Source organism: Parazoarcus communis (assembly GCF_003111645.1).
Classification (GTDB): domain Bacteria; phylum Pseudomonadota; class Gammaproteobacteria; order Burkholderiales; family Rhodocyclaceae; genus Parazoarcus; species Parazoarcus communis_A.
Map to the genome: position 1 here is coordinate 12,222 of NZ_CP022187.1, position 25,108 is coordinate 37,329.

The window sequence follows — 25,108 nt, forward strand, 5'->3', positions numbered from 1 at the left end:
CTACGAACAGACGGCAGGCTATCCGGAAAAAGAGTACGACATGCTGAGCCAGGAAACGCTGCAACAGATCGATCGCGAGATCGCAAAATATCCGTCAGACCAGAAGCAGTCGGCTGTCATGGCCGCGCTGCGTATTGCACAGGTCGAAAAGGGCTGGTTGCCCAAGGACGTCATAGAGTACGTCGCGAGTTATCTCGACATGCCGGCCATTGCCGCTTACGAGGTCGCAAGCTTCTACAACATGTACGACCTCAATCCGGTCGGACGCCACAAGATCACGGTATGTACCAATCTGCCCTGTGCGCTGTCGGGCGGCGTACACGCGGCCGATTACCTGAAGAGCAAGCTGGGCATCGACTTCAACGAAACCACCCCTGACGGCAAGTTCACCCTCAAGGAGGGCGAATGCATGGGAGCCTGTGGAGATGCCCCGGTGCTGCTGCACAACAACCACAAGATGTGCAGCTGGATGACGACCGAGAAAATCGACCAAATGCTGGCCGATCTGGAAGACAAATGAGCGCGCACGGACTGATTCTCGCCGGAGTCGATGGCGACCGCACCTGGCGGCTCCAGGATTATGTGGCCCGCGGCGGATACGCAGCGTTGCGCAAGATCATTGCGGAAAAGACGCCACCCGAGACCATCATTGCCGAACTCAAGGCGTCAGTGCTGCGAGGGCGTGGCGGCGCAGGCTTCCCGACCGGATTGAAGTGGAGCTTCATGCCGCGCTCCTTCCCGGGCGACAAGTACCTTGCATGCAACTCCGATGAAGGCGAGCCGGGAACGTTCAAGGATCGCGACATCCTGCGCTACAACCCGCATACCGTCATCGAAGGCATGATCATCGCAGCCTATGCGATGGGGTGTGCCCGCGGGTACAACTACATCCACGGTGAGATCTTCGAGATCTACACCCGCTTCGAAGAGGCGCTCGACGAGGCTCGTGCTGCCGGACTTCTCGGACAGAACATCCTCGGGTCGGACTTTTCCTTTGAGCTGTTTGCCCACCATGGTTACGGCGCCTACATCTGCGGCGAAGAAACCGCGCTGCTGGAGTCGATCGAGGGCAAGAAGGGGCAGCCGCGATTCAAGCCGCCGTTCCCGGCAAGCTACGGTCTGTACGGCAAGCCGACCACCATCAACAACACTGAAACCTTTGCGTCGGTCCCGTTCATCATGAACATGGGCGGCGAGGGTTTCCTGAACCTCGGCAAGCCGAATAACGGTGGCACCAAGCTGTTCTCGATTTCCGGTCATGTCAATCGTCCGGGCAACTACGAGATCAATCTCGGTACGCCGTTCTCCGAGCTTCTCGAGATGGCCGGTGGCATGCGTGGCGGGCGTCAGCTGAAGGGCGTGATTCCTGGTGGCTCTTCGTCGCCGGTCATTCCCGGCGCGGTGATGATGGACTGTACGATGGACTACGACTCGATCTCCAAGGCCGGCTCGATGCTGGGTTCTGGGGCGGTGATCGTGATGGACGAGACCACCTGCATGGTGAAGGCGCTCGAGCGCCTGTCCTACTTCTACTTCGAAGAGTCCTGTGGTCAATGTACGCCGTGTCGCGAAGGCACCGGCTGGCTGTACCGGGTTGTGCACCGGATCGAAAACGGTCTCGGCCGTCCGGACGACCTTGATCTGCTGAACTCGGTGACCACCAACATCATGGGACGCACCATCTGTGCGCTCGGTGATGCGGCCTCTATGCCGGTGCAGAGCTTCATCAAGCACTTCGGCGATGAATTCGCGTATCACATCGAAAACAAGAAATGTCTGGTTCCGCCGGAAGTGCAGCGTGCCGGCAGCCAAATCTACGTGAGCCCCTCATGCTAGAGATCGAAATCGACGGAAAGCAGGTTCAGGTGCCGGATGGCAGCACCGTCATGGATGCCGCATCCATGACCGGCTCCTACATCCCCCATTTCTGCTATCACAAGAAACTCTCCATTGCGGCCAACTGCCGCATGTGCCTGGTGCAGGTGGAAAAGGCGCCCAAGCCCTTGCCCGCCTGTGCGACGCCCGTGACCAACGGCATGAAGGTCTGGACCCAGTCCGAACTTGCGGTCAAGGCGCAGAAGGGTGTGATGGAGTTCCTGCTCATCAACCATCCGCTGGACTGTCCGATCTGTGACCAGGGTGGTGAATGCCAGCTGCAGGATCTGGCCGTGGGCTACGGTGGCAGCCAGTCCCGCTATCAGGAAGAAAAGCGGGTCGTGTTCAACAAGAACCTCGGCTCCCTCGTGTCGACCGACATGACGCGATGCATCAACTGCACGCGCTGCGTACGATTCACGACAGAGATTGCCGGTGAAATGGAGTTGGGCCAGGCCTTCCGCGGCGAGCACGCGGAGATCATGACCTTTGTCGAGAAGACGGTGGATTCCGAACTCTCCGGCAACATCATCGACCTGTGTCCGGTGGGTGCGCTGACCTCCAAGCCCTTCCGTTTTGCTGCACGCACGTGGGAGCTCTCGCGTCGCAAGTCGGTGAGCCCGCATGATGCCCTTGGCGCCAACCTCATCGTGCAAACCAAGCATGAAGTGGTCAAGCGCGTGCTTCCGCATGAGAATGAAGCGCTCAATGAGTGCTGGCTGTCGGACAAGGACCGCTTCTCCTACGAAGGTCTGTCCAGCGAAGATCGCCTGACCCAGCCCATGATCAAGCAGGGTGGCGAATGGAAGGCCACCGACTGGCAGACCGCGCTTGAGTTCGTTGCGACCGGACTTAAGGGAATCTCCAAGGACTACAGTCCCGCCTCGATCGGCGCACTTGCTTCTCCGCATTCCACGGTGGAAGAACTCCACCTGCTGCAGAAGCTGGTTCGCGGCCTTGGCTCGGACAACATCGACTTCCGCCTCCGTCAGACCGATTTCCGTGCCGATGCGTCGCGCAGCGCTGCTCCCTGGCTGGGCATGCCGGTGGCGGGTGTGTCTGATCTCAACCGCCTGCTGGTCGTGGGCAGCTTCCTGCGCAAGGACGCGCCGCTTCTGGCGCAGCGTGTGCGTCAGGCCGCCAAGCGCGGGCTGCACGTCAGTGCTGTGGGGCCCACCGCAGAAGATTGGCTGATTCCGGTGCGCCAGCGTGCGCTGGTCGCGCCCGACGCAATGGTTGCGACCCTTGCCGGGATCGTGGTCGCGCTTGCAGCCGAGAAGGGCGTTGCAGTCAGCGAGGGGCTCAGCGCCCAGTTGCCCGCAAGCGCTTCGGAATCAGAAACCGGGATCGCGCAGAGCCTTGCGAGTGGTCGTAAGGTTGCCGTGTGGCTTGGTAATCTGGCTGTGCAGCACCCGCGTGCTGCCGAGCTTCAGGTTCTCGCGCAGGAGATTGCCCGCCTGTCCGACGGTGTGTTCGGCTTCATCGGTGAGGCGGCCAACAGCGTGGGCGCTTATCTTGCCGGGGCCGTTCCTGCGGGGGCGGGGCTCAATGCCCGTGCAATGCTCGAAGACCCGCGCAAGGCGTACATTGTCATGGGCGCTGAGCCGGCACTTGATTTCGCTGATGGCGCGCTGGCGACGTCCGCGCTTGCGTCAGCACAGCTTGTGGTTGCGCTGACCGCCTTCGGATCGGACTCGCTGCGTGAGACCGCTGACGTGATGTTGCCGATTGCGCCGTTCTCGGAAACCTCGGGGACCTTCGTTAACTGCGAAGGAACTGCGCAGAGTTTCAACGCAGTCGCGAAGCAGTTGGGCGATACGCGTCCGGGCTGGAAGGTGCTGCGCGTCCTCGGAAACCTGTTGCAGCTCGACGGCTTCGACCAGGGTGACTCCGAAGCCGTGCGTGCCGAGGTTCTCGGTGCGGTGAGCCCCGCGTCTCTGGGCAACTCGGTCTCCGGCATCGACATCGCTGGCTCGACGGCCATTGCAGGCTTGCAGCGTGTTGCCGACGTGCCGATCTATTTCGCAGATCCGCTGGTACGCCGCGCACCCTCCCTGCAGAAGACCAAGGATGCTGCGGCACCCTCGGCTCGCATGTCGGGTTCGACGCTTGCGAGCCTGGGCGTTAATTCCGGGGAGCGTGTGCGAGTCAGCGGCAGCGGCTGCGTCGAGCTGACTGCGGTTGCGGACGATACGGTGGCTGACGGTTGCGTACGGATTGCTGCAGCGCACGTTTCGACCGTGGCGCTGGGCCCGATGTGCGGTGAATTGAGCGTGGAGCGAGTCTGATGGAAGCGATGCTGCAACCGGTTGCCGACCTCTTCGGCCCCACCTGGCCCGCCGTCTGGACGCTGCTAAAGATCGTCGCGATCATTGCGCCGCTGCTTGGCTGCGTGGCTTACCTGACGCTCGCCGAGCGCAAGGTCATTGGCTTCATGCAGGTCCGGATCGGCCCCAACCGCGTCGGTCCCTTCGGTCTGCTGCAGCCGATCGCCGATGGCGTGAAGCTGCTCCTCAAGGAAATCATCATTCCGAGTGGCGCCAACAAGGGCCTGTTCATCCTTGGACCGATCCTCGCGATCGCCCCTTCGCTCGCTGCGTGGTCGGTGGTTCCCTTCAGCGACGGAATGGTGCTTGCAAACGTCAACGCAGGTCTGCTGTTCCTGCTCGCCATCACTTCGATGGAGGTCTATGGCGTGATCGTCGCAGGCTGGGCGTCGAACTCGAAGTATCCCTTCCTTGGATCGATGCGCGCTGCCGCGCAGATGGTTTCCTACGAAGTGTCGATGGGTTTCGCGCTGATCTGTGTGCTGCTGATTTCAGCCAGCCTGAACCTGACCGATATCGTGACCTCCCAGGGCGAGGGTCGTTTCCACGACATGGGGCTGTCCTTCCTGTCCTGGAACTGGCTGCCCCTGTTTCCGATGTTCGTGGTGTACGTGATCTCGGGTATCGCCGAGACCAACCGCGCTCCGTTCGACGTCGTTGAAGGCGAAGCCGAAGTCGTGGCCGGTCACATGGTTGAGTATTCGGGCATGGCGTTTGCACTGTTCTTCCTCGCCGAATACGCAAACATGATCCTGGTTTCGATTCTGACCTCGATCCTGTTCCTTGGTGGCTGGCTGTCGCCGGTGGGTTTCCTGCCCGATGGTTTCCCCTGGCTGGCGCTCAAGACGGCATGCATCCTGTTCCTGTTCCTGTGGGCACGAGCAACCTTTCCCCGGTTCCGTTACGACCACATCATGCGTCTGGGCTGGAAAGTTTTCATTCCGGTCACCCTGGTCTGGGTGGTCGTGGTGGCGGTGTGGATGATGTCCCCGCTGTCGATCTGGAAGTGAGGTACTGAAGATCATGGGTGCCAACGAATACATCGGAAGCCTGTTCCTGAAGGAACTGGTCAAGGGCCTCGCCCTGACCGGCAGGCATTTTTTCCAGCGCAAGATCACGGTTCAGTTCCCCGAGGAAAAAACGCCGCAAAGCGCTCGTTTCCGCGGCCTGCATGCCTTGCGTCGCTATCCCAACGGCGAAGAGCGCTGTATTGCATGCAAGCTGTGTGAAGCGGTCTGCCCGGCGATGGCGATCACGATCGATTCCGATCAGCGCGATGACGGCTCCCGCCGCACCACGCGTTACGACATCGATCTGACCAAATGCATTTTCTGCGGCTTCTGCGAAGAGGCCTGCCCGGTCGACGCGATCGTTGAAACACGGGTGTTCGAGTATCACGGTGAGAAGCGTGGCGATCTCTACTACACCAAGCAGATGCTGCTTGCAGTGGGCGACCGGCACGAGGCTCAGATTGCGGCCGATCGCGAGCAGGAAGCGAAGTACAGATAAGGGGAGGGTGCCTGCGGGCACCGTGAAACGGAACTATGGAATTCAAGACCTTCGTTTTCTACTTTCTTGCGGCGATCCTCGTATTCGCCGCACTGAAAGTGATTACCGCGAGAAACCCGGTGCATGCCGCGCTCTATCTCGTACTCGCCTTCTTCAACGCCGGCGGCATCTGGCTGCTGCTGCATGCCGAGTTTCTCGCCATCACGCTGGTGATGGTCTACGTCGGGGCGGTCATGGTCCTGTTCCTGTTCGTGGTGATGATGCTCGACATCAACCTCGAGCGCCTGAGACAGGGATTCTGGAGTTATCTCCCGGTTGGCGCGCTGATCGGCGTGCTGCTGGTGATCGAGATGGCCATGGTGCTCGGCGGTCAGTATTTCGGCCTCGATGCAATGCCCGTTCCGCCCGAACCCCAGGCCGGTTTCAGCAATACTCGGGAACTGGGTCGCGTGCTCTACACCGACTACGTCTATCCGTTCGAACTGGCCTCGCTGGTGCTGCTGGTGGCAATGGTGGCGGCGGTCTCGCTCACGCTGCGCAAGCGCAAGAACACAAAATACATCGATCCGGCACGGCAGGTCTCGGTGAAGCGCGAAGGACGCGTGGAACTGGTGAAGATGCAAGCCGAGAAAGAGTGATACAGGCGCGAACAAGAACCACGCCGGTTGCGGTCGGCGTGATCAGGGAGTCATAGATGCTTTCGCTTTCCCATTACCTCATCCTGGGCGCGATCCTGTTCGCGATCAGTGTGGTCGGGATCTTCCTTAACCGGAAGAATCTCATTGTCCTGCTCATGGCCATCGAGCTGATGTTGCTCGCGGTCAATCTGAACTTCATCGCGTTCTCGCACTACATGGGCGATATCGCTGGTCAGGTTTTTGTTTTCTTCATCCTCACGGTGGCGGCTGCCGAATCGGCAATCGGTCTGGCGATCCTGGTTGTGCTGTTCCGCAACCTGCGCACGATCCACGTGGATGATCTGGACAGCCTCAAGGGTTAAGGAAGCGTCACGATGACGGACATGCAGAAGCTTTACCTCCTTGTGCCGCTCGCGCCGCTCTTTGGCGCGATCATGGCCGGTCTCTTTGGCAAGGCGATCGGTCGTGCCGGGGCGCACATCGTCACCATTCTCGGTGTGGCGGTCGCACTGGTCGCGTCGGTGGTCATTTACCAGGACGTTCAGGCGGGCAACACCTTCAACGGAACGATCTACACCTGGATGCAGGCAGGGGGGATCGACTTCGAGGTCGGCTTCCAGATCGACGCACTGACCGTGATGATGATGCTGGTCGTGACCTTCGTCTCGCTGATGGTGCACATCTACACCATCGGCTACATGTCGGAAGATCCTGGCTACCAGCGTTTCTTCAGCTACATCTCGCTGTTCACCTTCTCCATGCTGATGCTGGTGATGTCGAACAACTTCCTTCAGCTGTTCTTCGGCTGGGAAGCAGTGGGCCTTGTGTCCTACCTGCTGATCGGCTTCTGGTACGAGCGTCCGACTGCGATCTACGCCAACCTGAAGGCTTTCCTGGTCAACCGCGTGGGTGACTTCGGTTTCCTGCTCGGCATCGGCCTCATCGTTGCCTACACCGGCAGCCTCAACTACGCGGAAGTGTTCGCCAAGTCGAACGAGCTCGCCGGGATGACGATGGACGTGACCGGCTGGCCGCTGCTGACCGCGATCTGTATCTGCCTCTTCATCGGCGCGATGGGCAAGTCGGCCCAGGTGCCGCTGCATGTCTGGCTGCCCGACTCGATGGAAGGTCCGACGCCGATCTCCGCGCTGATCCACGCAGCGACCATGGTGACCGCCGGTATCTTCATGGTGGCGCGCATGTCACCGCTGTTCGAACTGTCGGATACCGCGCTGTCCTTCGTTCTCATCATTGGTGCCACCACGGCGTTGTTCATGGGTTTCCTCGGCATCATCCAGAACGACATCAAACGCGTGGTTGCGTACTCGACGCTGTCGCAGCTCGGCTACATGACCGTGGCGCTCGGCGTGTCTGCGTATTCCGCCGCGGTGTTTCACCTGATGACGCACGCCTTCTTCAAGGCCTTGCTGTTCCTTGGCGCCGGTTCGGTCATCATCGGCATGCATCACGATCAGGACATGCGCAACATGGGCGGTCTGTGGAAGTACATGCCCATCACCTGGTTCACCTCCTTGCTGGGTTCGCTGGCACTGATCGGATTCCCGTTCTTCTCCGGCTTCTATTCCAAGGACTCGATCATCGAAGCCGTTCATGCCTCGACGATCCCCGGTGCAGGCTATGCGCTGTTCTGCGTGTTGCTGGGCGTATTTGTCACCGCGTTCTACTCCTTCCGCATGTACTTCCTGGTCTTCCACGGCAAGGAACGCTTCGGGCAGGACCACGGGCATCACGAGCACCACGGAGACCACGATGACGAGGAGCCTGCAGCCGACCATCATCACGGCCTGGCTCCGGGACAGAAGCCGCACGAGTCGCCGCTGGTCGTGACCGTGCCGCTGATCCTGCTGGCCATTCCGTCGGTGCTGATCGGTTTCTTCACCATCGAACCGATGCTGTTCGGCGAATGGTTCAAGGGCGTCATCTTCTTCGGTGAAAACCATGTCGGACTGAGCGAGCTTGCCGAGAACTTCCATGGTCCGATCGCAATGGCCTTGCACGGGCTGCAGACGGCGCCGTTCTGGCTGGCAATGGGCGGTGTTGCGGTGGCCTGGTACTTCTACATGGTCAATCCGGGGATTCCCGCTGCGATCCAGCGCACCTTCAAGCCGCTGCACACGCTGCTCGAGAACAAGTACTACTTTGACCGGTTCAACGAGATTGTCTTCGCGGGCGGTGCTCGCCTGCTCGGCAAGGCATTGTGGAAGGGGGGTGATCAGGGCCTGATCGACGGTGTGGTCGTGAATGGCACTGCGAAGCTGGTGGGCTGGGTGTCGCGGATTTCCAGTCTGTTCCAGACCGGGCACCTGTATCAGTACGCCTTCACCATGATCATTGGCGTGTTCGTTCTGCTGACATTCTGGCTCAATCGTGCTTAAGCAAGAACGCAACGCGCAGGGACACAACAACAAGGTCGAACGCGCCGCTTGCGGCGCACAGAACGGAAAGCAACGATGACGGACATTCCCCTCCTCAGTCTGGCGGTTTGGGTGCCAATTATTGGCGGGCTGCTGGTGCTCGCCACTGGCTCCGACCGCAACGCCCCGATGGCACGTGCGTTAGCACTGCTGGTGGCGATTGCCGGCCTCGTCGTGACGCTTCCCCTCTACACCGGCTTCGACGTCGGCACGAGTGCGATGCAGTTCGTTGAACTCATGCCCTGGGTGCCCCGGTTCAACATCAACTACCACCTCGGTGTGGACGGGATCTCGGTGTTGTTCGTGATCCTCAACGCCTTCATTACCGTGATCGTGGTGGTCGCGGGATGGCAGGTCATTGAGCAGAAGGTCGCCCAGTACATGGCTGCGTTCCTGATCATGTCGGGTCTGATGAACGGGATCTTCTCCGCGCTGGATGGTGTGCTGTTCTATGTCTTCTTCGAAGCTTCGCTGATTCCGCTGTATCTCGTGATCGGTATCTGGGGCGGGCCGAACCGGGTCTATGCGGCCATCAAGTTCTTCCTTTACACGCTGGCCGGTTCGCTGCTGATGCTGATTGCGCTGCTCTACCTCTTCATGGAGTCGGGTGGCAGCTTCAATATCCTCGACTGGCATCAGCTGCCGCTCGGGATCGACGCGCAGACGCTGATCTTCTTTGCCTTCCTGGTGGCGTTTGGTGTCAAGGTGCCGATGTGGCCGGTGCATACGTGGTTGCCGGATGCCCACGTCGAGGCGCCGACGGGTGGCTCGGTGGTGCTGGCTGCAATTGCACTGAAGCTCGGCGCATACGGTTTCCTGCGCTTCTCGCTGCCGATCGTGCCGGATGCGGCGATGCAGCTGGCGCCGCTGGTGATCACCCTGTCGCTGATCGCTGTCGTCTATATCGGCTTCGTTGCGCTGGCGCAGGCCGACATGAAGAAACTGGTGGCCTATTCCTCCATCTCGCACATGGGCTTCGTGACCCTTGGCTTCTTCATGTTCAACCCGCTGGCGATGGAAGGTGCGCTCGTTCAGATGATTTCGCACGGTTTCGTATCCGCCGCGATGTTCCTTTGTATCGGCGTGCTCTACGACCGGATGCACTCCCGCCAGATCGCCGATTACGGTGGCGTCGTGCATCGCATGCCGAAGTTCGCTGCGTTCTTCATGCTGTTTGCGATGGCCAACGCCGGCCTGCCGGCGACCAGCGGTTTCGTTGGTGAGTTCATGGTCGTGCTGGGTGCAGTCCAGTTCAACTTCTGGGTGGCCTTCCTCGCCGCCACCACGCTGATCGTGGGTGCTGCCTATACCTTGTGGATGTACAAGCGCGTCGTGTTCGGCCCGGTCGCAAACGACCATGTCGCCAAACTCGATGACATCAATGGGCGCGAGTTTGCCTTTCTTGGCATCCTGGCGCTGTTCGTGCTGGCGATGGGCCTTTATCCCTTCCCCTTTACCGAGGTGATGCATGCTTCGGTGGATGAACTCCTGCGGCATGTTGCCGTGAGCAAGCTCTGAGCGAGCAGGCGAGACACTTAACCGGACTGGTCAGAAGATGAACTTTGTTGTCCCCGACTTCTACCCCGCAGCGGCCGAGATCTTCGTCGCCGTGATGGCGCTCGTGATCATGCTGACCACGACCTTTGCGCGCAGCATTGCACGCTCACTCGGCTACTTCCTGAGTCAGTTCACACTGATTGCGGCGGCGTTCATCACCATCGCTACCATGGATGGTCAGGTGAGCTATACCTTCAGCAACATGTTCATCAGCGACCTGATGGGCGACTTTCTGAAGGTGCTGATCTACTTCTCGATGGCCATCGCGCTCCTGTACGGTCGCAGCTACCTCGCAGACCGCAACATCGACAAGCCGGAGTACTACCTGCTGGCGATTCTGATGACCCTCGGCATGATGGTCATGGTGACGTCCAACCACATGCTGACGATGTACATCGGTCTCGAGATGATGTCGCTGGCGCTGTACGCCCTGGTTGCCTTCGACCGTGACTCGGCACGCTCGACCGAAGCGGGCATGAAGTATTTCGTGCTCGGTGCGCTGGCCTCGGGTCTGCTGCTCTACGGCATGTCCATGGTGTACGGTGCGACCGGCACGCTTGAGTTCTCCGGTGTTGCCCAGTCGGTCTACAACCAGGCGGCAAACAAGTCGGTACTGCTCTTTGGTCTGGTTTTCCTGGTTGCCGGTATCTCGTTCAAGCTCGGCGTGGTTCCCTTCCACATGTGGGTGCCCGATGTGTATCAGGGCGCGACGACGGCCGTGACCCTGATCATTGCGACGGCGCCCAAGCTCGCAGCCTTTGCAATGGCCGTGCGCCTGCTGATCTGGGGCCTGTTCGACATCGCCGAGCAGTGGCAGACGATGCTCATGTTCGTTGCAGTGGCATCGATCATTCTCGGTAACCTTGCTGCGATTTCGCAGACGAACATCAAGCGCATGCTGGCGTATTCCGGCATCTCTCACATGGGCTTCATGCTGCTTGGCCTGTTGTCGGGCGTGGTCGAAGGCGAGCGCCATTTCGCACTGAACGCCTACAGTTCGGCAATGTTCTATGCCGTGGCCTACGTGATCATGAGCCTGGCGTCCTTCGGCATGATCATCCTGCTGTCGCGCGCCGGTTTCGAAGCCGAGCGGATCGACGATTTCAAGGGTCTCAACAAGCGCAGCCCGTGGTTTGCGGCCGTCATGATGTTTGTCATGTTCTCGATGGCCGGTGTTCCTTTCTTCATCGGCTTCTTCGCCAAGCTTTCGGTTCTGCAGGCGGTGGTTGCCGCAGGCTACTTCTGGATTGCTGCGGTCGCGGTGGTGATGTCGGTCATTGGTGCCTTCTACTACCTGCGCGTGGTGAAGGTCATGTACTTCGACGAACCGCTCGATACGGCGCCGATCCATGCGCCTGCTGAACTGCGCGTCATGCTCTCGGCCAACGGTATTGCCGTTGCGGCGCTTGGGATTGCTCCGCAGGCCTTGATGTCGATCTGTGCCTACGCGCTGCTTGCATCGCTCTGACGCTTGAGGGGTGGTGAAAGGGCAGCAGTAACAGCTGACTGAGCGTCGAAAGGGCGAACGACCGTGAATGGTGTTCGCCCTTTCTGTTTTTTTCGACCGCTGCTTTCTGTTCGCACATCTGCCTCGAGCAGGTTGCAGCAGGAAGGGCCGTGCGTGCTGTGTGAAGGTGCGCTCATCCGGCTGCGCTGCGGCGGATGGGCGCCTGTGAGATGAGGCGGCAAGAACATGAACAAGGATGATCAGGACCCACTTGCGGAGACACCACTCTCAACCGAGCGGGTTTTCGATGGCGTGCTGTTGAAGGTTTCGCGCGACAGAGTGCGTCTGCCTGATGGAGGAGAATCTGTTCGCGAATACATCCGCCATCCAGGGGCTGTCGTCATCGTCGCGGTGATGCCCGATGGAGCGCTGATTTTCGAGCGGCAGTTCCGCTATCCGCTCAATCGCAGCTTCCTCGAACTTCCTGCAGGCAAGATCGACGCAGGGGAGGATATTCTCGACTGTGCGAAGCGCGAACTCAGGGAAGAGACGGGGTATGTCGCCGACGTCTGGCAACACCTCGGTGTCATGCATCCTTGCATCGGCTATTCAGACGAGCGCATCGAGGTCTTCCTCGCCACAGGACTCACGCACGTAGGACATCAGTGGGACGAAGGCGAGTTCCTCGAAATTCTGACGTTCTCGCCATCCGAGGCCACTGCCGCTGTGCTCGACGGCCGGATTACCGACAGCAAGACGGTCACGGCGCTGTTCCTCGCCGCTCCCCATCTTCGCTGAACCGGTCAAGACCAGCATCGGGGGTACGGCTAGCACCGTGCGCCACGGCCACGGTGCTAGAGAATCGGTGTGTCCTTTTCGCCGCGCTCGTACACCACGTTGGCACGGCCGACCAGCAGCGGATCGAGTGGGCCGATCCGGTCGAGGTCCTTGTTCGAGTAGGGCAGTTTGTGCAGGACGTAGCGCATCGCGTTCAGGCGTGCGCGCTTCTTGCAGTCTGACTTCACGACCGTCCACGGTGCGTCCGCCGTGTCGGTATAGAAGAACATCGCTTCCTTGGCCTTGGTGTAGTCGTCCCACTTGTCGAGGGAGGCAAGGTCGATCGGTGACAGCTTCCATTGCTTGAGCGGATGCGATTCGCGTTCCTTGAAGCGGCGGAGCTGCTCTTCACGGCTGACCGAGAACCAGAACTTGACTACGTGTATTCCGCTGCGCACAAGGTTGCGCTCGAATTCCGGCACCTGGCGCATGAACTCGCTGTATTCGTCGGGGGTGCAGAAGTTCATGACGCGCTCGACACCGGCACGGTTGTACCACGAGCGGTCGAACAGCACGATTTCGCCCGCGGTCGGAAGGTGCTGGATGTAGCGCTGGAAATACCATTGGCCACGTTCCATTTCCGAGGGCTTCTCGAGCGCGACCACGCGCGCGCCCCGCGGATTCAGGTGCTCCATGTAACGCTTGATGGTGCCACCCTTGCCGGCAGCGTCCCTGCCTTCGAACAGAATCACGACGCGCTGGCCGGTCTCCTTGACCCAGGCCTGAAGCTTGAGCAGTTCGACCTGCAGGCGGTACTTCTGTTTTTCGTAGTTGCGCCGGGACATGAGGTTCTTGTACGGGTAGGCGCCGATGCGCCAGTCAGGTGCGAGTTCGTCGTCCGGTCGTGTCGATGCCGGCGCTGGGCTCCCTCCGACAGCAAGAAGGGTCTTGCGCAGCAGCTGTGCGTCGTCTGGAGACGCGCCTGCAAGAACGGCCTCGAGCGATTTTGTGACCTCGCTGACAGTGGCGCCTGCCGCTTTGGAGAGGATGTCACCCACCGCCATTTCGGTGCTTCCGCGTGCGCCGTCGACAGCCTGCTCGATCTCGAACTGCTCAAGCGACAGCGCATCGAGCGCGGGTGAGGTGTCGCCTTCGCTCACCGGGCGGGGCTTGCGGCTTTTCCGCGGGGGCGTGGTGCCGTTGCTCGATTTTCTGCTGGCCGGCTTCCCTGGGCTTGCTGTCATCTGGGCTCCTTTTTGTGTGGGCTCTGATAGGTTTATGGGTCCATTCTATGTCTTCATGCGCAGCTGGTCCCTCCGAAGACGGCTGCGCTCGTGGTCAACTGCACGTTATCGGCAGTTATTTTGCGTGGTGCTGGTTACAATCCGGTCATCATCAACCACTTTCAGGATGCCCGGCTGATGACGCCGGGCATGTGTTATCCATGCCTCTCTCGCCTCAGGCTCAGTCTCTTCTCGATATGGTGTATCGCGTCGGTGCACCCCGCTTTCATGAGCTAACACACCTTCAGGCGCGGCATTCCTTTCAGAAGCTGCAGTTTGCCTTTCGCCCGGACGCACCTGCCGTCGCATCGGTGACCGAAGTTCCCATCGGGCGGCCCGATGGCAGCGTGCTGCTCGCGCGTTACTACCGCCCTTTGCAGGCGAGCCCGGCAACGGCATTGCCCATGCTGATCTATTTTCACGGCGGTGGCTGGTGTGTCGGCGATGTCGAGAGCTATGACGTACTGTGTCGAGAGCTCGCCAATGGCAGCGGTTGTGCGGTGATGTCGGTTGACTATCGCCTGGCACCGGAGAATCCCTTTCCGGCTGCAGTGAATGATGCACGCCTCGCATTCGACTGGTCGGTCGATCAGGCTGAACTGCTCGCCATCGACCCGTCGAGAATCTCGCTCGGCGGCGACAGCGCGGGCGGGAACCTTTCGGTGGTCACCGCGCTTGCCCTGCGCGATGCGGGTGGGGTGACGCCGGCTTACGTACTGCTGATCTACCCGAGCACTGAGATCCTGAGCGAGCGTCCTTCGCGAGCGCGCTACAGTGACGGGTTCTTTCTGGACAAGGAAAGCCTGGAGTGGTTTTTCACACGCTACCTGCCCGAGGGAAACTCTGAAGACTGGCGTGCCTCGCCGATGCGTGCAAGGTCGCTGGCGGGCCTGCCGCCCATGCTCCTGATCACGGCAGAATGCGACCCGCTGGTCGACGACTGTGCCGCCTTCGCGGCGAGAGTGTCAGACGAAGGCGGGGCGATCGAGCAATTTCAGGCTGAAGGCATGGTTCATGGCTTCATCACCCTGGGCAAGTTCTTCCCCGAGGCAAATCTCGCCGTCGCCCATGCCGCAGCAAGTCTGCGCAGCCGGATGTACGGGCCGGCCTGATCAGCCGCAAACTGCAGCAAGCATTTCCATTTTTCCCGCGCGAGCGGCGTCGAGGAGCGCATCAAGCTTGTCCTTCTCGATGCCGGCGATGCACGAGTCGAACAGTTCGGGGCGACGCTGAATGCCAAGTGCCGAGTCGAAAGGGTTCGGGGTCTCGGCGGCGAGCGAAGCCACGAAAATCAGATCGGCGAGGTTTTCCGGAGGCCAGGAGCCGCCGTAGGGATTTTCATATTCGAACGCGTCGAGCACGTCTTCCGGCAGTTCGAACACTTCGAGAATCGCACGACCAACCGGTTCGTTCCAGACCGAAACGAATTCGGCGAAGCGTTCGAGGTTTTCTTCCAGGGCAGGATAGGCCGATGCGCGGGCCAGGAGGAAGAACTGTCCGATATCGACCATCATGCCGGCGAGCATGGCAGTGTCCGGATTAACGGTGCGCAGGTGACGTGCGAGGGCATAGGACCACGACGCCACATCCACCGAGTGCATCCACAACCCGCTCGCGATCAGGCGCATGTGCTTGGAGCGATGATCCTGCGAAAGCTGCTCTGCTGCGACGGCGAAAGCGAGGCAGCGAAGGGAGGCCAGCCCGATGCGTTTGACGGCGGTATTCACGTCGGCGATGCGCGAGCCGTAGGGGTTGAGGAGGACGGCATTGGCCATGCGAACAGCCTTGGCACTGAGGACAGGCTCGGCCTTCACCACCGAGGCGATGGAGTCGAGCGAGGAGTCCGGATCGTCGGCCAGACGCTTGACTCTCAATGACACGTCGAGGGAGGTTGGAAAGTTCAGTCGTCCGTCTTCGAGCTCGGCTTCGATCTGCTCCGAGAAGGCCTGTGCCTGCGCGTCAAAGTCTTGCATCTTGCTTTCCATCCAGCATGAGGTTGCTGCAGTTTAGCGCGGGTGGCAGGAACGGGGGGAGTATCGAGGCGAAATTCCCCCTGCCTTGGCTGCTGATTGAGCAGCCAGCATCTTCCGGGTTCAGGGTGCCGGCTGATGCAGGATGGCCTTGCCGTTCTCCAGCCGTTCGACCTGGGCCAGGGTGGCAACGGGTACGTTCAATGCGGCGATGGACTCATGTCCATGCTTGAAACGCTTTTCGACCACAAAGCCTGCGCCGAGCACCACCGCTCCTGCCTCGCGGGCCATCTCGACCAGCGCAACTGCGGTACGGCCATTGGAGAGGAAGTCGTCAACGATTACGACGCGCGCACCCGACTGGATGTAGCGTTGGGACAGCACGAGCTTGGTTTCGCCGCCCTTGGTCGGCGACGGGATGACACGCGAGATGAAAGGCGATTCGACCTGCGGTGCGTATTTTTTTGCATACACGAGGGGGACGTTCAGCGCCTGTGCGACGACCAGTCCCGGGGCGATGCCGCTGGCTTCTGCGGTCAGGATCACCGAGGGCTGGTAGGCGGAGAGACGGCGGGCAAGTTCGCGGCCCAGCTCCATGATGAATGCGGGCTCGATACGGTGGTTCAGAAAATGGTCGATCTTCAGGATCTGGTCACCAATGATCGTTGCTTCGCTCTCGATCCGGGATACCAGCGGGCCATAGGGGGCGTTGAGTTCGGTGTAATTGGTCATGTAGCAGGCTCGTGAACGGACGTGCCCCGAGATTGGGGGGCTGGACGGCGCATTCTAGCGCACGCGGCTTTACCTGCCGACCTGCATCGGAAAAACCACTTTCTGATCAATGTTTGATGACCATCAATGCAGTAATTTGAATAATTCATTCAAATGAATGGCAGCGGATCCCGGTTGGAACACCATGCTTGCCGACCGGGACCGCGTGCCACCCATTCGAGGGGATGCATCATGGTTTCCCGTTCTTCTTCGCACAAGTCAGCCTGGCTCGTGCTCGTTCTTGTCCTCGCGCTCGCAGGTGCAGTCGCCGTCTGGCAGGGCATGGCGGCGTCCGAGTCGCAGCCCAATCTCGTGTCTGGCAACGGTCGTCTTGAGTCGACCTCGTACGACGTCGCAACCCGATTGTCGGGGCGCCTGATGGCGCTCGGCCCAAAGGAGGGGGATCTTGTTGAGCAGGGTGATGAGCTCGGCCTGATCGACGCCCGCGATTTGCAGGCCCAGTTGCTGCAGTCTGAGGCGCTGGTTCAGCAGGCCCGACAGACGGCTGCGGAGGCGCGTGCAACCGTACTCCGCTACCAGAGCGAACGTGCCCTCGCGGCGACAACACTGAAGCGCACTCAGGAACTGGTGGCACGCAAGTTCCTGTCGCCGCAGCGGCTGGACCAGGACCGCAACGCGGTGCAACAGGCCGATGCTGCGCTGGCTGCGAGCCGCCTGCGGGTGGAGGCTGCAGATGCAGCTGTGCTTGCCGCCGAGGCCAATGTGACCCGCATCCGCAGCAACCTGGATGACGCCCGGCTCCTTGCGCCGGTAAGCGGCCGGGTGCTGTACCGGCTTGCCGAACCCGGCGAAGTGCTGGCGTCCGGTGCGCGGGTGCTGACGGTGCTCGATCCGTCTGATGTCTTCATGACCGTATTCGTGCCTGCGGAGACGGCGGGTCAGGTGCAGCTGGGTGCCGAGGCGCGCCTTCAGGTCGATGCGCTTGGAGCGGAAGCGGTGCCTGCTCGGGTCAGCTTCGTTGCCGAGCGTGCGCAATTCACGCCGCGTGAGGTCGAAACCCGCAACGAGCGCGAGAAGCTCATGTTCAGGGTCAAGCTCCAGCTTGATGCCGACTGGCTTGCCGCCCATCCGGACGTGATCAAGCCGGGGATGCCGGCCGTGGGCTGGCTGCGCCTCGATGCCACGCAGCCGTGGCCAGACAGCCTGCCCGCGAGGTAATGCCATGTCTGGCGCACTCCACCAACCCGTTGCCCGCCTGAGCGGCGTCACGCTGCGTTATCGTACGCTGGCCGCGATCGAGGACATCGATCTCGAGGTTCCGGGAGGGTGCATGGCGGGCTTCATCGGACCGGATGGCGTTGGCAAGTCATCGCTGCTGGCCTTGCTGGCCGGGGCGCGGAAGATCCAGACGGGTGCGGTGGAGGTGCTCGGTGGCGACATCGGCGATCGTCATTTCCGCAGCCGGGTGCAGCCACGCATTGCCTACATGCCGCAAGGTCTGGGGCGCAATCTGTACCCGACGCTGTCGGTATTCGAGAACGTCGATTTCTTTGGCCGCCTGTTCGGCCAGGGGGCACATGAGCGCGAGCGTCGCATCACCGAACTGCTCGCGGCGACCGGTCTCTCGGCTTTCCGCGATCGTCCCGCTGCGAAGCTGTCGGGCGGCATGAAGCAGAAGCTCGGATTGTGCTGCGCGCTGATCCACGATCCCGACCTGTTGATCCTCGACGAGCCCACCACGGGTGTCGATCCCTTGTCACGACGTCAGTTCTGGGAACTGATCGACCGTATCCGCCGCGGCCGTCCGGGCATGAGTGTGCTGGTGGCGACGGCCTACATGGAAGAGGCTGCGCGCTTCGACTGGCTGGCAGCGATGGATGACGGCAAAGTGCTGGGCTCCGGCAGCCCTGACGCACTGCGCTCCCTGACCGGCAAGGACACGCTGGAAGAGGTGTTCATCGCCTTGCTGCCCGAAGCCCGGCGCGGCACGCACCATGCGCTGACGATTCCGCCACGACCGGAGAACGACGATAACTGGGTGATCGAGGCCGAAGGCCTGACCCAGCGCTTTGGCGACTTCACTGCCGTCGATCACGTGAGCTTTCGCATCGGCGAGGGCGAGATCTTCGGCTTTCTCGGCTCCAACGGTTGTGGCAAGACCACGACGATGAAGATGCTCACCGGCCTGCTGCCGCCGAGCGAGGGCAGCGCCCTGCTGTTCGGCAAGGTCATCGATGCGCGTTCGCTCGAAACCCGCCGCCAGGTCGGCTACATGTCGCAGGCATTCTCGCTGTACGGCGAACTGACGGTACGCCAGAACCTCGATCTGCATGCGCATCTCTTTCATCTGCCACCCGAGCGGATTGCGTCGCGGGTCGACGGGCTCTTGCAGCGTTTCGGGCTGGAAGAGCAGGCCGACACGGTTTCCGAGAACCTTCCGCTGGGCATACGTCAGCGCCTGTCGCTCGCCGTCGCAGTGGTGCACGAGCCGCGCCTGCTGATTCTGGACGAGCCCACCTCCGGGGTTGATCCGGTGGCGCGCGATGCGTTCTGGGCCTTGCTGATCGAACTCTCGCGCGAGCAGCGCGTGACCATCTTCATCTCCACCCACTTCATGAACGAGGCCGAGCGCTGTGATCGCATCAGCCTGATGCATGCCGGCCGTGTGCTGGCCAGTGACACGCCGGCAGCACTGAAGGCCGCGCATGCGACCGATACGCTTGAGACCGCCTTCATCGAGGTGCTGGAGAAGGCGATCGGGCCTGATACGAACGCCGGCGGCGGCGCTCCGGCCGCTGCGGAAGCGGGGGCTGCCGTGGTGGCTCCACCTGCCGCAGCGGCTTCCGCGGCGAATCACCGGCATGCCGCGTTCAGTCTGAGACGGCTGCTCGGCTATGCCTACCGCGAGATGCTGGAATTGCGTCGCGATCCGATCCGTCTCACCTTTGCGTTGCTGGGCTCGGTGTTGCTGATGCTGATCCTCGGTTTCGGCATTACGCTCGATGTCGAAAACCTGCGCTTTGCGGTGCTCGACCGGGACGATACGCCGGAGAGCCGCATGGTGATCGAGAACATCGGTGGCAGTCGCTACTTCGTCGAGCAGGCGCCGATCCGCGACTCGGACGAACTCGACCGTCGCATGCAGAGCGGCGAACTCGCACTCGCGCTGGAGATCCCGGCCGGCTTCGGTCGCGACCTTCGCCGTGGCGACGTTCCCAGCCTCGCGGCGTGGATCGACGGTGCCATGCCGTTCCGTGGCGAGACCTTGCGCGGCTATGTGATCGGCCTGCACGCGCAGACCATGACCGAGCTGGTTGCCAGCCGCACCGGCCGCGTTCCGGTGTCCTTGCCGGTGAGCATCGAAACCCGCTACCGCTACAACCAGGACTTCAAGAGCCTGAATGCGATGGTGCCGGCCGTGATTCCGCTGCTGCTGGTGTTCATTCCGGCCATCCTGACCGCATTGTCGGTGGTGCGCGAGAAGGAACTGGGCTCCATCACCAATCTCTACGTCACCCCGGTGACCCGGCTCGAGTTTCTGCTCGGCAAGCAGCTGCCCTATATCGGACTTTCGATGGTCAGCTTTTTCGGCCTGGTGCTGCTGGCAGTGCTGGTGTTTCAGGTGCCGGTCAAGGGCAGCGTACTGCTGCTGTCCGCTGCGGCGCTGATCTACGTCACCGCGACCACCGGGATCGGCTTGCTGGTGTCGAGCTTCACCCGCACCCAGATTGCAGCGCTTGCGGCCACCGCGATCCTGACCATGCTGCCGACCATCCAGTTTGCCGGCCTCACCGATCCGGTGACTTCGCTCGACGGCTTCGGCCGGGTGGTGGGTGAGTTGTGGCCGGCAACCTATTTTCTGCTGATCAGCCGCGGCATCTTCACCAAGGATCTGGGGCTCGCCAGCCTGCAGGCGCCGATCGGCATGCTGATGCTGTTCGTGCCGGTCCTGATCGGGCTGTGCGTGCTCTTGCTCCGCAAGCAGGAGGATTGAGTCATGGCTGAAATCCGTCGTGGCCGGCTGGCAAACATCGGTCGCCTGGGCGTCAAGGAGCTGCGCAGCCTCGCGGCCGACCGCATCCTGCTCATTGTGATCGTATGGGCTTTCACCGTCGGGCTTTACGTTGCGGCGACCGGCATGTCGCGCGAACTTCACAACGCGCCGGTTGCGGTCGTCGATGAAGATGGTTCGCAGCTGTCGGCACAGATTGTCGACGCACTCTATCCACCGTACTTCCGTGTGCCGCAGCTGATCGACTCGAGCAGGATGGACGAGGGGCTCGATCGTGGCGAGTACTCGTTTGCGATCGTGATTCCTGCTCACTTTCAGCGCGATCTGGTGGCTGGCCGGCAGCCGGTGATACAGCTCAACATCGACGCCACCATCATGTCGCAGTCCTTCATCGGCTCGGGCTACATCCAGAGCATCATTGCCGGCGAGGTGCTCAATTTCGTCGGTCATGGCGCGAAGGTGAGTGCGGCGTCGCCGGTCGAGCTGCTGCCGCGGGTGCGCTTCAATCCCAACCTGAACGGCATGTGGTTTGGCGGCATGATGGAGGTGATCAACAACATCACCATGCTGTCCATCATTCTGGTGGGCGCCGCCTTCATCCGCGAGCGCGAGCACGGCACGCTGGAGCACCTGCTGGTGATGCCGCTGAGTGCGTTCGAGATCATGGTGGCCAAGGTCTGGGCCAACGGGCTTGTGGTGCTGCTGGCCGCAAGTGTCGGGCTGCTCGTGGTGGTGCATCGCCTGCTCGAGGTGCCGATCGCGGGCTCGGTTCCCCTGTTCCTGCTGGCTGCGGCGCTCTATCTCTTTTCAACCGCGTCGATCGGCATCTTTCTCGGCACGCTTGCACGCTCGATGCCGCAGTTCGGTTTGCTGATCATCCTGGTGATCATCCCCCTGCAACTGCTGTCGGGCGGGGTGACACCGCAGGAGAGCATGCCCGAGCTGGTGCAGCAGGTGATGACGGTCGCACCGACGCCGCATTTCATCAAGCTCGCGCAAGGGGTGCTTTACCGCGGAGCAGGCTTTGAGGCGGTGTGGCCACAGTTTCTGGCGATCGGCGTGATTGGCGCCGTGTTCTTTGCGGCCGCCCAGCATCGCTTCCGCAAGTCGGTGACACAGGGCTGAATGGGGAGGACGGATCATGAGCGCGAATGACAGGGCCCTGCCGGAGGTTCCCGGCGAAGCGACCCGTGCGCGGCTGGTTGCGGCCGGGCTCGAGCTCTTTGGCGGCGTTGGCTACGAGGCCGTCACCACGCGTTTGCTGGCAGCGCGCGCCGGGGTGAATCAGGCTGCGATTCCGTATCACTTCGGTGGCAAGCAGGGCGTCTATCTGGCGGTTGCCCAGCATCTGTGCGACACCAATGGCGACAGGATCAGGCAGGCGATCGCGACTGCACGCGCGGGGCTTGATGCGCCTGACGCGGATGTCGGGACCTTGCTCGCCGATTTCATCGTCGCCTGTGTCGATATCGTTGCCGGCAGCGAGCAAGGGCTGCTGCATTATGCGTTCTTCGTGCGCGAGCAACTGGCGCCTTCGGCCGCCTTCGACATGATATTCGACCAGATGCTGCTTCCGGTCCATCAGCTGGTCTGCGATCTCGTTGCCCGACTCAAGGGGTTGCCGCCGGATGCAGAGGCGACCATGTTGCTCGCACATGCCTTCCTCGCCCAGGTGTCTGGCTTCGTGACCGGGCGGCGCCTGCTCCAGCGCCGTCTGCAGGTGGAAACGCTTGATCTCACAGCGGTTCTTGACACGGTTCGCTACTTTTCGATTGCTGCAGCGCGTGGCCTCTAAGGCAGGAAAACGGCCAGACTTACCCTTCAGATCCGCAGATGACGCCCCATTCCGGGCTGCTATTCTGAGCACACTGCCGCCATGCGCATATTGCGTCATGGTGCGCCGACTGCAGGAGCGCACGCCGTGGATATACTGTTTCGTCCCGTGATGGGGCTGCTTGATCGATTTCGCTACCCTTGGAAGTTCGCGATCATCGCCCTCGTCTGTGCGCTGGGGACAGCGGTGCTGCTGTCGCAGGTGTACGTTGGCCTGCGTCAGAACATCTCCTTTACCGAGCGTGAGGTTTCCGGTCTCGGTGTGCTCGACAAGGCCTATTCGGTACTCGTGCTGAGTCAGCAGCACCGCGGCCTGTCGGCCGGCGTGCTCGGCGGGAGCGAAGCGCTGAGACCGCAACTGGCGGAGAAGGCCCTTGGCGTGCAGGACGCGATGGCCGCAGTCGATGCGGAGCTCGGGCGCATGCCCGAATGGGATGTCCTGCAGGCGCGGTGGCGAGCAATTCGCAAGGACCTGCAGGCACTGCTCGTGGACGGCCTGCAGTTGCCGGCGTCCGACAATTTTCGCGCCCATTCGCAGGCCATCGAGGGCATGCTCGGCTGGATCGGTGACATCGGCGATGCGTCCAATCTTTCCCTCGACCCGGAAGGCGCCACCTACAACCTGATCGACCCGATGCTGCACTCGGTCCCCGATCTCACCGAACGCCTCGGGCGCCTGCGCGGACGGGCGACCGGGATCATTGCCCGTGGGGTGCTGATGCCGGGTGACGAACGTCATGTTGTGGCGCAACTGGCCGAACTCGCGATGACCGAGGCTCAGTTGCGCGACCGCCTCGGACGTGCGTTACGCGACAACACTTCGCTGAAGGGATCGCTAGGCGCTGCGCTCGAACAGGTCGAGGCCGGTGTCGGACGCTTCCGCGATGCCGCGCAGACCGAGGTGCTGGAGCAGGGCTTCGGGGTGGCACCGGCGGAATTCTTCAACATCGGAACCGGCGCGATCGATGTCGTGCTCAAGCACTACCGGGAGTCCCTGCGCCCTGAGGCCGAGCGCCTGCTGCTTGAGCGTCTCGACCGGCTGTGGAACAAGCTCTACTTCGAGGTTGCGGTCGCAGCGGTCGCGCTGCTCCTTGCCGGCTACCTCCTTTTCGGGATCTATTTTTCGATTCTGCGCTCGGTGCGCGAGCTCAATCTGGGCGCGAAGCAGCTTTCAGGTGGTGATTACCGCACGCGCGTGTCCTTCAGTGCCAGGGATGAACTGCTTGACGTGGCCGACGCATTCAATGCGATTGCAAAGGATGTCGGGGGCCTGATCGGCGAAATTCAGCGCGGCGGGGAACGGCTCGTGCGTGCATCCTCCGAGATGTCGGATGCGGCCAGGAATGTGGCGGCCGGCTCTTCGTCGCAGAGCGAGGCGGCCACCGGCATGGCGGCGGCAATCGAGGAGATGACGGTCGGGATCGACGAGATCTCGCGCCACGCGGCGACTGCGCAAGGCCTTGCGGAGACCTCCGATCAGCTCTCCACCGATGGCGGCGAGGTCATGCGGAAGACCGTGAGCGAGATGGAGCGGATTGCCGAGGCCGTGCATTCATCGGCCGCGGTCATCGGCGAGCTGGGTGAGAAGGCGCGGCAGATCGGTTCCATGGTCGTCGTCATCAAGCAGATCGCGGATCAGACCAACCTGCTTGCGCTCAACGCCGCAATCGAGGCGGCGCGTGCGGGCGAGAGCGGGCGCGGCTTCGCGGTGGTTGCCGACGAAGTGCGCAAGCTGGCCGAGCGCACCGCGGCGGCGACCGAAGAGATTACCGAGATGGCTTCGTCGATCGGTCAGGGCACGGAAAACGCGGTCGATTCGATGCAGGCCGGCGTGGCCCGCGTGCGCGACGGGGCTGAACTGACGACCCGCGCGGGTCAGTCGATGGCTCAGATCAACGATGGGGCGCGTGAGGTCCTGCGCGCAGTGAGCGATATCTCGCTTGCGCTGCGCGAACAAAGCAGTGCGAGTGCCGAAATTGCCCGCAATGTGGAGCGCATCGCCCAGCGGGCCGAGGACAACAGTGCCGCAGTGAGCGATACGGCAAACACCGCGGCGTCACTGCGCACGCTGGCGACCGAACTCGAACAGAAGGTGGTGCGCTTCAAGGTCTGAACGGGCTTGCGTCGGGTGTCTTGCGTTGGGTGTCTTGCGTCAGAGACCCTGGGTCAGAGGTCGTGGGACAGATCTCGTGGGTCAGGACGTGCGTGTGCTCGCGCGCGCGCGTTGCTTGGCGCTGATGTAGTCGGCATGCGACACGTGCAGCAGGTCGGCGATCTTGCGCATCAGGTGGTTCTCGTGATTGCTGAGATGGCCGTCGGCGTAGGTGATCTCCCACATCAGTTCGATCACGCGGGCCTTTTCCCCGGCGTCGAAGCCATTGTTGATGCGTGAGGTGAAGCGGTGAAAATCCACCGCCTCGCTCGACGCGGTTTCGGCGAGTTCGAGCAGGCGTGCGCGCTCGTCGCCGCCCAGCCCGAAGCGCTTGCCGAGTGCGGAAAGAATTGCTGCGCGTTCAGTTTCATCCACCTCGGCATCGCTGCGCATTACTTCCACCAGCAGCACGGCGGTGGCCAGTTGCAGCGTATGTTCGTCGTGACCGCCGACCGCGCCCTCGCTGGCCGGTGCGAAGCTGTTGAAGAGGTCTTTCAGCGTGCGAAGCATTGTCATGTCCGTTTGGAATACAGGAAGGCAGAGCGCATTGTGCCCGCAGAG

At 61.6% G+C, this 25,108-nt stretch carries 21 protein-coding genes; 17 read left to right on the forward strand and 4 right to left on the reverse strand.

From position 1 onward, the window contains the following. The first annotated feature begins 40 nt into the window (after positions 1-40). The 11 genes from nuoE to CEW83_RS00130 all read left to right on the forward strand — a co-directional run bounded on the left by nuoE (position 41) and on the right by CEW83_RS00130 (position 12,586). On the forward strand, positions 41-520 hold the full coding sequence (gene nuoE, locus CEW83_RS00080) for an NADH-quinone oxidoreductase subunit NuoE (protein ID WP_108951091.1): 480 nt from the start codon (positions 41-43) through the stop codon (positions 518-520). Next, positions 517-1,836 (forward strand): NADH-quinone oxidoreductase subunit NuoF, encoded by a 1,320-nt coding sequence (nuoF, locus tag CEW83_RS00085; protein WP_199915175.1) that lies wholly within the window; start codon positions 517-519, stop codon positions 1,834-1,836. Before nuoE ends, nuoF begins: the two co-directional genes overlap by 4 nt. Continuing rightward, positions 1,830-4,163: an NADH-quinone oxidoreductase subunit NuoG gene (gene nuoG / locus CEW83_RS00090; RefSeq protein WP_108947528.1), complete on the forward strand. Its 2,334-nt coding sequence runs from the start codon at positions 1,830-1,832 to the stop codon at positions 4,161-4,163. The genes nuoF and nuoG overlap by 7 nt, the downstream gene beginning before the upstream one ends. Then, positions 4,163-5,212 (forward strand): NADH-quinone oxidoreductase subunit NuoH, encoded by a 1,050-nt coding sequence (nuoH, locus tag CEW83_RS00095; RefSeq protein WP_108947529.1) that lies wholly within the window; start codon positions 4,163-4,165, stop codon positions 5,210-5,212. Before nuoG ends, nuoH begins: the two co-directional genes overlap by 1 nt. A gap of 13 nt (positions 5,213-5,225) precedes the next feature. After that, on the forward strand, positions 5,226-5,711 hold the full coding sequence (nuoI, locus tag CEW83_RS00100) for an NADH-quinone oxidoreductase subunit NuoI (protein WP_108947530.1): 486 nt from the start codon (positions 5,226-5,228) through the stop codon (positions 5,709-5,711). 35 nt (positions 5,712-5,746) lie between these two features. Continuing rightward, positions 5,747-6,349, forward strand: a complete 603-nt coding sequence (locus CEW83_RS00105) for an NADH-quinone oxidoreductase subunit J (protein ID WP_108947531.1) — start codon at positions 5,747-5,749, stop codon at positions 6,347-6,349. A 56-nt stretch (positions 6,350-6,405) separates the two neighbouring features. Further along, positions 6,406-6,711 (forward strand): NADH-quinone oxidoreductase subunit NuoK, encoded by a 306-nt coding sequence (nuoK, locus tag CEW83_RS00110; RefSeq protein WP_108947532.1) that lies wholly within the window; start codon positions 6,406-6,408, stop codon positions 6,709-6,711. Between the two features lie 12 nt (positions 6,712-6,723). Then, positions 6,724-8,745: an NADH-quinone oxidoreductase subunit L gene (nuoL, locus tag CEW83_RS00115; RefSeq protein WP_108947533.1), complete on the forward strand. Its 2,022-nt coding sequence runs from the start codon at positions 6,724-6,726 to the stop codon at positions 8,743-8,745. Positions 8,746-8,820: 75 nt separating this feature from the next. After that, positions 8,821-10,302 (forward strand): NADH-quinone oxidoreductase subunit M, encoded by a 1,482-nt coding sequence (locus tag CEW83_RS00120; RefSeq protein ID WP_108947534.1) that lies wholly within the window; start codon positions 8,821-8,823, stop codon positions 10,300-10,302. A 37-nt stretch (positions 10,303-10,339) separates the two neighbouring features. Further along, positions 10,340-11,809 (forward strand): NADH-quinone oxidoreductase subunit NuoN, encoded by a 1,470-nt coding sequence (gene nuoN / locus CEW83_RS00125; RefSeq protein WP_108947535.1) that lies wholly within the window; start codon positions 10,340-10,342, stop codon positions 11,807-11,809. A 225-nt stretch (positions 11,810-12,034) separates the two neighbouring features. Further along, positions 12,035-12,586: an NUDIX domain-containing protein gene (locus CEW83_RS00130; RefSeq protein WP_108947536.1), complete on the forward strand. Its 552-nt coding sequence runs from the start codon at positions 12,035-12,037 to the stop codon at positions 12,584-12,586. Positions 12,587-12,642: 56 nt separating this feature from the next. On the opposite strand, the gene ppk2 is transcribed toward CEW83_RS00130, so the two are convergent. Then, complete coding sequence (gene ppk2, locus CEW83_RS00135) at positions 12,643-13,809, reverse strand: polyphosphate kinase 2 (protein ID WP_108947537.1); 1,167 nt, start codon at positions 13,807-13,809, stop codon at positions 12,643-12,645. A gap of 200 nt (positions 13,810-14,009) precedes the next feature. Here ppk2 and CEW83_RS00140 point away from each other — a divergent pair, with 200 nt between their 5' ends. After that, positions 14,010-14,960, forward strand: a complete 951-nt coding sequence (locus tag CEW83_RS00140) for an alpha/beta hydrolase (protein WP_108947538.1) — start codon at positions 14,010-14,012, stop codon at positions 14,958-14,960. On the opposite strand, the gene CEW83_RS00145 is transcribed toward CEW83_RS00140, so the two are convergent. Together CEW83_RS00145 and xpt are read right to left on the reverse strand one after the other, a co-directional pair. After that, positions 14,961-15,821 carry an HDOD domain-containing protein gene (locus CEW83_RS00145; protein WP_108951093.1) on the reverse strand — a complete coding sequence of 287 codons (861 nt, stop codon included), beginning with the start codon at positions 15,819-15,821 and terminating at the stop codon, positions 14,961-14,963. It lies immediately after the preceding gene. A 120-nt stretch (positions 15,822-15,941) separates the two neighbouring features. After that, positions 15,942-16,550, reverse strand: coding sequence for a xanthine phosphoribosyltransferase (xpt, locus tag CEW83_RS00150; protein WP_108947539.1), 609 nt, complete (start codon positions 16,548-16,550; stop codon positions 15,942-15,944). A gap of 231 nt (positions 16,551-16,781) precedes the next feature. Here xpt and CEW83_RS00155 point away from each other — a divergent pair, with 231 nt between their 5' ends. The 5 genes from CEW83_RS00155 (at position 16,782) to CEW83_RS00175 (ending at position 24,508) form a co-directional block, all read left to right on the forward strand. Beyond that, on the forward strand, positions 16,782-17,768 hold the full coding sequence (locus CEW83_RS00155; protein WP_108947540.1) for an HlyD family secretion protein: 987 nt from the start codon (positions 16,782-16,784) through the stop codon (positions 17,766-17,768). 4 nt (positions 17,769-17,772) lie between these two features. Beyond that, positions 17,773-20,544 carry a ribosome-associated ATPase/putative transporter RbbA gene (rbbA, locus tag CEW83_RS00160; protein WP_108947541.1) on the forward strand — a complete coding sequence of 924 codons (2,772 nt, stop codon included), beginning with the start codon at positions 17,773-17,775 and terminating at the stop codon, positions 20,542-20,544. Between the two features lie 3 nt (positions 20,545-20,547). Then, positions 20,548-21,687, forward strand: a complete 1,140-nt coding sequence (locus CEW83_RS00165; RefSeq protein WP_108947542.1) for an ABC transporter permease — start codon at positions 20,548-20,550, stop codon at positions 21,685-21,687. A gap of 16 nt (positions 21,688-21,703) precedes the next feature. After that, positions 21,704-22,357, forward strand: a complete 654-nt coding sequence (locus CEW83_RS20930) for a CerR family C-terminal domain-containing protein (protein WP_159099350.1) — start codon at positions 21,704-21,706, stop codon at positions 22,355-22,357. A 126-nt stretch (positions 22,358-22,483) separates the two neighbouring features. Beyond that, a complete protein-coding gene (locus CEW83_RS00175; RefSeq protein WP_108951094.1) occupies positions 22,484-24,508 on the forward strand; it encodes a methyl-accepting chemotaxis protein in 2,025 nt (674 codons plus the stop codon). A gap of 81 nt (positions 24,509-24,589) precedes the next feature. Here the strand turns inward: CEW83_RS00175 and CEW83_RS00180 are convergent, their stop codons facing one another. Beyond that, positions 24,590-25,057 carry a TerB family tellurite resistance protein gene (locus CEW83_RS00180; RefSeq protein ID WP_108947543.1) on the reverse strand — a complete coding sequence of 156 codons (468 nt, stop codon included), beginning with the start codon at positions 25,055-25,057 and terminating at the stop codon, positions 24,590-24,592. Positions 25,058-25,108: the final 51 nt, after the last annotated feature.